Origin of the sequence: Aneurinibacillus uraniidurans, assembly GCF_028471905.1 — a bacterium.
Taxonomy (GTDB): domain Bacteria; phylum Bacillota; class Bacilli; order Aneurinibacillales; family Aneurinibacillaceae; genus Aneurinibacillus; species Aneurinibacillus uraniidurans.
Genome location: NZ_CP116902.1, coordinates 515,634 through 525,000, shown reverse-complemented (window position 1 = coordinate 525,000; position 9,367 = coordinate 515,634). Strand labels below are relative to the sequence as shown.

At 46.5% G+C, this 9,367-nt stretch carries 10 protein-coding genes (1 of these 10 running past the window's edge); all 10 read right to left on the bottom strand.

What is annotated here, in order from left to right:
• Positions 1-350: the 5' portion of an arsenate reductase family protein gene (locus tag PO771_RS02615; RefSeq protein ID WP_272561752.1), read on the bottom strand. Its footprint begins 16 nt before the window's first position; only the first 350 of its 366 coding nucleotides appear in the window; the start codon lies at positions 348-350; its stop codon lies beyond the left edge, outside the window.
• Positions 351-474: 124 nt separating this feature from the next.
• The gene (locus PO771_RS02610; RefSeq protein ID WP_272561751.1) at positions 475-1,257 is read right to left on the bottom strand and encodes an ABC transporter ATP-binding protein; all 783 of its coding nucleotides are present in this window, start codon (positions 1,255-1,257) and stop codon (positions 475-477) included.
• A 13-nt stretch (positions 1,258-1,270) separates the two neighbouring features.
• Positions 1,271-2,323: a FecCD family ABC transporter permease gene (locus PO771_RS02605; RefSeq protein WP_272561750.1), complete on the bottom strand. Its 1,053-nt coding sequence runs from the start codon at positions 2,321-2,323 to the stop codon at positions 1,271-1,273.
• 15 nt (positions 2,324-2,338) lie between these two features.
• Positions 2,339-3,289, bottom strand: a complete 951-nt coding sequence (locus PO771_RS02600; protein ID WP_272561749.1) for an ABC transporter substrate-binding protein — start codon at positions 3,287-3,289, stop codon at positions 2,339-2,341.
• 70 nt (positions 3,290-3,359) lie between these two features.
• Complete coding sequence (locus PO771_RS02595) at positions 3,360-4,166, bottom strand: DUF2797 domain-containing protein (protein ID WP_272561748.1); 807 nt, start codon at positions 4,164-4,166, stop codon at positions 3,360-3,362.
• A gap of 3 nt (positions 4,167-4,169) precedes the next feature.
• On the bottom strand, positions 4,170-4,910 hold the full coding sequence (locus PO771_RS02590; protein ID WP_272561747.1) for an amino acid ABC transporter ATP-binding protein: 741 nt from the start codon (positions 4,908-4,910) through the stop codon (positions 4,170-4,172).
• 132 nt (positions 4,911-5,042) lie between these two features.
• Positions 5,043-6,197, bottom strand: a complete 1,155-nt coding sequence (locus PO771_RS02585; RefSeq protein ID WP_272561746.1) for a GerAB/ArcD/ProY family transporter — start codon at positions 6,195-6,197, stop codon at positions 5,043-5,045.
• A 3-nt stretch (positions 6,198-6,200) separates the two neighbouring features.
• Positions 6,201-6,452 carry a hypothetical protein gene (locus tag PO771_RS02580; protein WP_272561745.1) on the bottom strand — a complete coding sequence of 84 codons (252 nt, stop codon included), beginning with the start codon at positions 6,450-6,452 and terminating at the stop codon, positions 6,201-6,203.
• Entirely contained in the window at positions 6,449-7,648 is a 1,200-nt protein-coding gene (locus PO771_RS02575) for a Ger(x)C family spore germination protein (RefSeq protein ID WP_272561744.1), read from the bottom strand. Before PO771_RS02575 ends, PO771_RS02580 begins: the two co-directional genes overlap by 4 nt.
• Positions 7,645-9,282, bottom strand: a complete 1,638-nt coding sequence (locus tag PO771_RS02570; protein WP_272561743.1) for a spore germination protein — start codon at positions 9,280-9,282, stop codon at positions 7,645-7,647. Before PO771_RS02570 ends, PO771_RS02575 begins: the two co-directional genes overlap by 4 nt.
• Positions 9,283-9,367 lie beyond the last annotated feature (85 nt).

Here is a 9,367-nt window from a genome sequence, read left to right as displayed (position 1 = left end):
GCCATATCATCTTCTTTGAAGCCAACTGTTACCTTACCAGCTCCTGCAATAAGCGGTCGCTTGATGAGCTTACCATCGGATGCAAGCAAATTGAGCATTTCATCCTCAGACATGTCTTTCAATTTATCCTTCAGACCAAGTTCACGGTACGATTGGCCACTTGTGTTGAAAAACTTCTTAAGCTCAAGTCCGCTCTGCTGCCAGTACGTGCGCAGTTCTTCTTTGGATGGCGGCGCGTCTACAATCGCGATGTCCTCATAAGCTATTTCATTTTCATCCAGCCATTTTTTCGCTTTGCGGCACGTACCGCATTTGTTATACCCATAATATCGGATTTGTTTTTCAGCCATAATAAGCTCCTATTTCCTTATAATTACTATCATTCATTATACAACAACATCACAGACTTGCGTAGCACACGGATCTATCTTTGCTCCCGATGGACATTATTATGAACCAGTGTCTATCACCCACTTATTTGCATGACGTCCGCTCCAGAAGCACCTGTGGAACGTGCAAATTCGGGTGTGGCACAACAAGTGGGCGAACTCCGTATACATCGGTCAATAATGCCGTCTCCATGATTTTTTCTACCGAACCACTGCATACCACGCTTCCGCTCTTCATCAGCATCAATCGATCACAATATTGTGCCGCCAGATTCAGATCATGCAGTACCAACAGTGCCGCCCCACCGGTCTCCTGCTGCCAGCGGCGCAGCAAGTCAAGAATCCCAATCTGATAGCCAATATCTAGATAAGTCGTCGGCTCATCAAGCAGCAACACTTCCGGCTCCTGCGCCATTGCACAGGCAATCGCCACACGCTGCCGCTCGCCACCGCTTAGCCTATCAAGCGGCTTGCCAGCCAGTTCTGTAAGCTCGGTGCGGATGAGCACCTGCTGTACGACTTCTTCATCCCGGATGGCATCCTTCTTCCATAGTCGTTGGTGAGGATACCGCCCCATTTGCACGGCTTCCGCTACAGTTAACGGTAGCGGTGCAAGACCGTCCTGGCTGACGACTGCCATCTTGCGCGCTAACTGTTTGGAACTGTAAGAAGTCAGAGGTTGACCATCTAGATGAATCTCCCCTTTATTCGGTACAAGCAAGCGGGATAGTACTTTAACGAGCGTAGATTTCCCACAACCATTTGGGCCCAGTACACCAAGTATCTCGTCCCTTTTTACCTCCAGACTAATTCCGTCAAGGATCTGCCTGCTTCCAAGCGTAAGCGAAATCTCATTCGCACGCAGCATCCCTCCGCCTCCTTTACCAAAAGTTTTTACGCCGTCTGCGCAGCAAATACGCAAAAAACGGAGCCCCTAAAAATGCTGTGATGACACCAATAGGCAATTCCTGCGGGTCAAGTATGGTACGTGCGATCGTATCTGCCATCACCAAAAGAATGGAACCAGCTACTGCTGATACCGGAAGCAAAACCCGATAGTCAGAGCCTACAATCGAACGCATCATATGCGGAATAATCAGACCTACAAATCCGATCACTCCCGACACCGCAACAGTAGCTCCCGCTGCAAGCGAGGCGGTTACGAGCAATACCAGGCGGATACGCTGTACATTCATCCCGAGATGGTGTGCCTTTTGCTCACCCAGTGCCAAAATATTCAATTCTCTTGTGCACAGCCACATAACAGCAATCCCTCCAAGCACATACGGGGCAATGACGACGACGGACTGCCAGTCAGCAAGTGCCAGGCTCCCCATCATCCAATACACGATGTCTTGTATTTTCTCCCTGGACAGCGAAATAAGCAAGGATAGCCCTGCACCGAGAAACGACTGCACGACTACGCCGGATAACAGCAGCGTCTCCACCTGAATCGTTCCGTTAATGCTGGCCAGTCGGTAAACGACCAACAACGTGGCAAGACCACAGAGAAATGCGACAAACGGAAGGGTCCACGAACCAACGATACTCCAACCGCTTCCAAACAGTATAAATGCCGCCGCTCCCACTGATGCACCCGAGGACACGCCCAAGATGTACGGATCTGCAAGCGGATTACGCAGAATCCCCTGATACGCCGTTCCTGCGGCACCCAGTCCGGCTCCGACAAGTACAGCAAGTACAACGCGTGGCAGCCGAATCTCCCATACAATCGTCTCTGCTGCCTGTGTCCAATTCGGCTCCATTGAACCTGTAAACATAAATCGGGACATGATAATTTTCCATACTGAACCGACAGACAGGTCTGCACTCCCAACCGATACACTTCCTATCACCACTACAACAAGCAGACAAAAAAGAGGAAGCAGCCATGCGGCCAGCCGCCTCCTCCATCCTAGTTGATCTCGCTTCATATTCATTTCACCCTGCTACCTAAACAAATCCGGATGCAGAGCACGAGCAACTTCTTGCAATCCCTGTGTAATGCGCGGCCCTGGCCGGATTACGATATCTGAATCAAGTGCTTGGACTCGCTTGGCCTGTACTGCTTTTACATGCTGCCATGTCGGACGGTTTAAAATTTTGGCAGTTGCTTCCTTATCATAATAGCCGTATGTATTTAAAATGATATCTGGATTGCGTTCTAGCACTTTTTCTTCCGATAACTGTTTCCAGCCCGCCACATCAGATGCGATATTCTTACCTCCTGCGAGCGTTATCATATCATCAATAAATGTACCCTTACCTGCTGTGAACAGGGATGGATCTACTTCTACCCATACTTTTGGTTTCTTCTCATCTGGAATCGTCTTTACTTTTTCCTGGACGGCTCGGACATCTGCTTGCATGTTATGAACAAGCTTGTCTGCCTCTCCCGTATGTCCAGTCGCCTGACCGACTAGCCCGATTGATTTGTATACTTCGTCGATGTTTTTCGCTTCTGTTACAAGTACAGTAAGTCCAGCTTTGCGCAATGTGTTAATAGCTTCACCATTGCTGCTGTCTGCGAGTACCAAATCAGGATTCAGCGCTACTACTTTTTCTCTGTTTACTTTTAAATCACCGACTTTTTGCTTTTTGGCTACTCCTGCGGGATAGTTATCATAATTAGATACTCCGACAATCTCATTGCCTGCGCCAATCGCAAACGCAATCTCCGTCGTGTTCGGAATAATCGAAACGATTCGTGTCGGTTTTTTGGCGATTTTCACGTCTGTGCCGCTTTTATCTTGTAATGTTACCGGGAATCCATCTGATGTTTGCGAAGATCTCTCTGCTTTTTTATCTGTATGCTCTACTGATTGAGAGCCTTGTCCACACGCAGTGACAAGCAGCAGCATCGCAAGCATCATCCATACAATCCATCGATTTGCCTTCATCCGTCTCTCTCCTATAATACAGAAGGAAAAGGCAGTCGCCTTTTCCCACTTTGTAATCGTTCTTCCCCTACTACACACTCATCTCTACTTCATAGCCGGAGAATTTGCGTATATTTAATACGCCCCCCTTAAAAATCATATACTGCCCTTTTATCCCGATCAGTTCATCTTCAATGACAGACTGCTTGTCCAGATTATACGCTTTTACTTTTGTAATCTGTTCCAGTATCGGATAGACAATGTCCAACCATTCATCCTCTTCGATCCGATACGGCTGGAACGCGTCCGGGAACTGTGCATATAGCTCATCTCGCACCGCAAGCAAGTCAACAAGCGTCACATCGCCCTTGAGCATTTTTCGCCAGTCAGTCTTATCCGCTACAAATTGAGTAAGGTGAACCTCAAGCTCTCCTGCGAGCTTACGATTCGGCACTTCCGCGATCGGAATCGCCCGTACCGCTCCCTGATCTACCCAACGCTTGCGCTCGTTATGTTTGCGTGTAAGCCCCACCTTAACACCACTGCTCACCGCAAGATAAACATAGTGTGGAATCATGCAATGCGCTTCGCCCCATTCCGGGTCGCGGCACGTACCAAGATGATGATGACACTCATGCGGCTTTACAATGCACAGGTCATTCTCTGGCAGCTTCGTAAAACACGGATAACAGTACCCACTATTGTATGTCTTCTTAATCGAGCGTCCGCACGAAATACAAGCAATCCGCTCAAGAAATGCAATACGTACCGTCTTCCCAATCCACTCATTCAGCACGATCGTATCATCGCCGAGCGCAAGCAAGTATTGGACCGGATTCTCATAACGATGCGTAAATCCATGCAGAAATCCCCTACAGGCAATTGTTTTATCACTCATGCGTTATGCTTTCTCCGGTACATTGATTACTTTGCGCAGGAACTCACGCGTCCGGTCATTTTTCGGATTCGTAAATACATCTTCCGGGCGGCCTTCTTCCATAATGATACCTTGGTCCATAAAAATAACCCGATCACACACATCGCGGGCAAATCCCATCTCATGTGTCACAACAACCATCGTCATACCTTCCTGAGCGAGCTCCTTCATAACCGCAAGTACTTCCCCAACGAGTTCTGGATCCAGTGCCGAGGTCGGTTCATCAAACAGCATAACCTTCGGATTCATCGCAAGCGCACGCGCAATCGCTACACGCTGCATTTGTCCCCCGGACAGGCGATCTGGATAAACATCTGCCTTGTCAGCCAGCCCTACTTTTCCAAGCAGTTCCATAGCACGTTTACGCGTCTGTTCTTTATCTTTTTTCAATACTTTGATTGGTGCGAGCATTACGTTCTCCAGCACAGTCTTGTGCGGGAACAAATTAAAGCGCTGAAATACCATTCCTACTTCCGTACGTACCTGGTTAATGTCTACCTTTGGATCAGCCAGGTTATGTCCATTTACAATAATCTGCCCGCTTGTCAATTCCTCAAGCCCATTCAGGCAGCGTAAAAATGTACTTTTCCCAGACCCGGACGGACCGATAACACTGACTACTTCCTTCTCATTAATTACACAGTCAATGCCCTTCAGAACTTCCAGGCTTCCATAATATTTATGCAAGTCTTTCACTTGAATCATTCAGGTCTAGACCCCTTTCTTACTGCCCTATATTCTTCATAATTGTAAGGAAAAATCGATGATTTGTAAAACACAAGCCGTGTTTCATTGTACGCGAACGCCATATGAAAAACCAGACGAAAAATCGCCTGGTTATGTCTGAACTTTATTCACTTCTGGCATCTCATCTGTACGTATCACTGCCTGCTTTCCTCCTGAGGTAGTCCTCTTACCAAAGCGAATCCGGCTAATCACTAGAAGCAGCAGGGGGATGATAAACATCCAGATGGGTGAAGTAAGAAACCGAACCTCTGACATATATCGAGTCTGGTCTAGTGTGTTACTAACGGATACTTGGGACAGGCCAATAATCAAGAGACCAAGCGGAAATGTAATCGCCTTCCGATCTTTTATCCCCGTCATCTGTACCACTCCCTGAACGAGCATATAAAAAATAAGACTAAATTCAACAACTGTAATCATAATGTAAATCCCTAAAAATAGCAGATCAAGTCGTTCAATAAATTCGCCAATTTTAATAAAACGAATCGCCTGGATGAATGGATATGTAGATATTCCTACTGTCTCTTTGCCTAGAACCCCGACGGTTATAAACACACGGTATGCCAAATACAAACCACTAACTACAATGGCCAGTAAGGGTGAAAAAAACTTTGGTCGTTTTCCTCTCACATATGGCAGGATACTGGAAAACAGTACGACCTCCCCCATCGGAAATACGTACTGCAAATACGTAGCATAAGCAATCTCTCCAGCAGAATGGTCAAAAAACGGAAATACGTTTTCAATTTTCGCTTGTTTAATCAAGAAAAAGTTAATAAAACCAAGGATAAATACGTAAAAGGGAAATGCCATCTGAGTAAACCGGGCAATCGCTTCGATCCCAGCATACACTACATATACACCCACAAGCACCATCGTGATCGTATAGGCCTCAACTGGAATTTCCGGTGTCAAAACCGTAACGACAAACTCCCCAAAAACTCTCGGCAGCATCATGGAAATTTCGATGGTGATATACAGATAAACAATACCAATCAGTATTCCACCCCACCTCCCCAGAATTGTCTTCCCATACTCATAAGGAGTCTGTCCTGGGTGTCTCCTTTGCAGTTCATGAATAATAAGAAATGTTACGATACTAAATGGAATTACCAATACGTCTGCAATCACTCCATCCTGACGCACCAGTGCAAAGTCCGAAGTCAAATTGCTCGCTAGCCCCGTTATAAACACAATCAGAAGAATAAACAGCTGTCCCCATGAAATTCGTCCGTCTTCAAGCATACGTTAACTTCCTCCTTGCAGTTTAATACCAAAGAGTGAGAACGTTATTTGTTCAGATAACGGTCCCATCCAGCGAAACAAATAGTTCATAAGAGGAGGAACATCCAGCAGCAGATGAGCAGCAATGATTGAGATCGATAGGATACTAATAACCGAGAACACCATTAATTCTTTTCGCTCTTTCTGCCTTTTAAGATTACGGATCGTTACAACGCAGTAAATCATAAATACGATAAACAGCAGAAACCAGATCAATCAGCCCCGCTCCTTTCCAATTGTGTAATCATACCGTAGCGAAGATTATTCCATACAATCGTGACCGTAACCGGAATCTCAGGATAAATTCGATCCCATTCCTTCTTGTGCGTACGCCAATATTCCTTATGCTGCCGATGGATAAGCTGATCGAATGCGAAAACATCGGTCTTTTTTTCTTTTTGCATTTTCGTTAGCAATTGCTGTATATTTTGCTGCACGAACATATCTAGTTCCTTTTTTAATTTTTCCTGGGTCTTCGGGTCTTTTAGGTTGAATTCAGTATCACTTTCCATTAAGGTAGCGCTAATTTGTAATTCAATTGAAACACGCGGAACATCATTACGAATCTCGACATGTTGCTTTCGTTTCTGAATCCGTAGCTCAACAGCGGTTTTTGCTTCATCTCCTGTTGTTTCTTTATGAAGCGGAATCGAAACCACGCTACCTGGCTCCACATCCGTAATCTTACGAATCCAACGTAGAGAACGTAACTCTTCAGGAGCCAGGTCCGTCTCGTAAACCCCATTTTTAACCACAGCACCCCCGCGAATTTCAATGAAGCTTTTTTTCCCCTGCGAGGTTTTGCGAACTATACTTGTAACAAACGTACGCGATGGACTTGTATAGCTGTTCATCATATCTCGTAACATAAGCGTGGCTGACTGTGCATACTCCGCCTGATTACTAATAATGCCAAGCAGTTCGTCAGCAATCGCAACTTCACTTCCTGCCTGGGACGTAATAATCTCTTTAGCGGAATTTTGTGCGATAAGCACCCAACTGGAATACCGGTTCTCCCGATTTCGGGCAAAAAAGTCGATTACCTCTCTCAAGTGATTATCCTTCAGCACATCTTTTCCAAGTACAATGACTTTGCTATGAAACCAGATCAATGTGCCAGATGTAAACGCACGTAAATTCCGGGCGGCCTCCATAACGGTATTGCCGGAAGCTGTTGCCGTATACACAGCATCCGGTGATGACGGTTTATTTTTTTCTTTGGCCGGCTTTAACGACTGAATCGTAATGACAAACTGCTTTTTCTGCTCGTCATAGTCAACTCCACTTGCCAATACGACATTCAGCCTGTTCAATTCCCGTACCGCTAAGCCCCCGGACGACGTTCCACACCCCTGAAGCAGCGGAAGAAGCATCAGCCATACTGTCCATAAAAAAAATGCTCGCCGCTTCACTGTTTTCCTCCCTCCTCGCTCATCGGCTTCTGATTCGGTCCATGACTTTGTATGTCTTTCGTCTGAATGTAAGCCGGACGCGTCTTGCGGTGACCAAATGGAAGAACGAGTACTTCACTTCCCCACATCCGCGCATACGCTGGAGCGACCGGTGCCATATACGGAACACCGAACGAACGCAAGGAACACATATGAACCCCAAGCACGACAAGCGCCAGTGCAATTCCGTACAATCCAAGACTCGCCGCAATCAGCATGATCGGAAAACGGAGCAGACGCGTGGACATCGAGAGATTAAACGCTGGAATGGTGAAGGACGCAATGCCCGTAAACGCTACCACAATGACCATGGCTTGCGAGATTACCCCCGCTTCTACAGCGGCCTGTCCGACGACCAGCGCGCCTACGATACTTACAGCAGAACCCACCGGACGCGGCAGTCGAACACCTGCTTCCCGCAAAATTTCAAATGAAACTTCCATCACTAGTGCTTCGACCAAAGCAGGAAAGGGGACACCAGAACGTGCGGAAATAACCGTCAGCAACAACGGAGTGGGAATCAGCTCCTGATGAAAGGTCGTAATCGCCACATAAAGAGACGGGCCAAGCAGCGAGATCAAAAAGGTAAAGATTCTGAGCAATCGAATAACCACAGAAAAATAAAAGCGCTGATAATAATCTTCACTCGCCTGCATAAAATCAAAAAATACAGACGGCACGATCAGAACGAATGGAGTGCCGTCAATAATAATCGCAATCCGTCCCTCACCTAGCGCCGACGCAACTTTGTCTGCCCGCTCCGTTGATAAAATCTGCGGAAATGGTGAATATACCTGGTCTTCAATTAATTCCTCTAACTCCGCGCTCTCAATCAACACATCAATATCAATGCGATCCAGACGGGCATGTAATTCAGCCAGCACGTTGTCATCTACGAGGTCACGTATATACATCAGGCAAACAGCCGTATGACTGCGATGACCAAGCTTGATCATCTCAGACTTTAAATCAGGTGTACGCATTCGTTTACGGATGAGTGCTGTATTATCTTGAAGTTTCTCAGTAAATCCTTCGCGCGGACCGCGCACAAGCGGCTCTGCCTCCGGCTCCGATACGGAACGGGTAGGATACCCCGGTGTAATCACCGCAACAGCATGCCTCATTCCATCAATGTGCACAACCGTACAACCGGATGTAATCATTTCCACCATTGTTTTGAAATCTTCGACCGGAGCGAACTTCTTCGCCGTTAACACTTCTTCCTCAATGTTCGTAAGGAATGGGCCCGGTCCCATATCAAGCAATGGATGTAGAATGTGCAGATCAACAACCACTTCATTAACGAGATCGTCCAAAAAATAAATCGCACCACATAGCGGCGCTTCCTCATCTTTTTGGGCCCGTGCAAAACGAAGCGAGTGGGCGACAAACACATCCACATTATCGAACGCTTCCTTCAAACGTGCTGTGTTCACTTCGCTGGATGGATCGATCGGAATTTGATCAAACGGCGGAAGCTGCCGATCATCTTTTTTGAATGCTGTAATGTCAGGCGATGGCTGCTTCTGTTCTTCCTCGCCATCTTCCTGTTTATTTTTTGACTTGATTATTTTCGGCTTTTTAAAATCAACCATGGCAGTTCCCCCGTTTCTTCCCAAAGAATCATTTACTAGCGTGTGCAGTGATTGACAGATTATGCAATCTACAATTTTTTACGCT

Coding starts and splice junctions, on each gene's coding strand:
- PO771_RS02610 (WP_272561751.1), bottom strand. CDS start 1,257: ATGCTGCGTGCGAATGAGATTTCGCTTACGCTTGGAAGCAGGCAGATC.
- PO771_RS02605 (WP_272561750.1), bottom strand. CDS start 2,323: ATGAAGCGAGATCAACTAGGATGGAGGAGGCGGCTGGCCGCATGGCTG.
- PO771_RS02600 (WP_272561749.1), bottom strand. CDS start 3,289: ATGAAGGCAAATCGATGGATTGTATGGATGATGCTTGCGATGCTGCTG.
- PO771_RS02595 (WP_272561748.1), bottom strand. CDS start 4,166: ATGAGTGATAAAACAATTGCCTGTAGGGGATTTCTGCATGGATTTACG.
- PO771_RS02590 (WP_272561747.1), bottom strand. CDS start 4,910: ATGATTCAAGTGAAAGACTTGCATAAATATTATGGAAGCCTGGAAGTT.
- PO771_RS02585 (WP_272561746.1), bottom strand. CDS start 6,197: ATGCTTGAAGACGGACGAATTTCATGGGGACAGCTGTTTATTCTTCTG.
- PO771_RS02570 (WP_272561743.1), bottom strand. CDS start 9,282: ATGGTTGATTTTAAAAAGCCGAAAATAATCAAGTCAAAAAATAAACAG.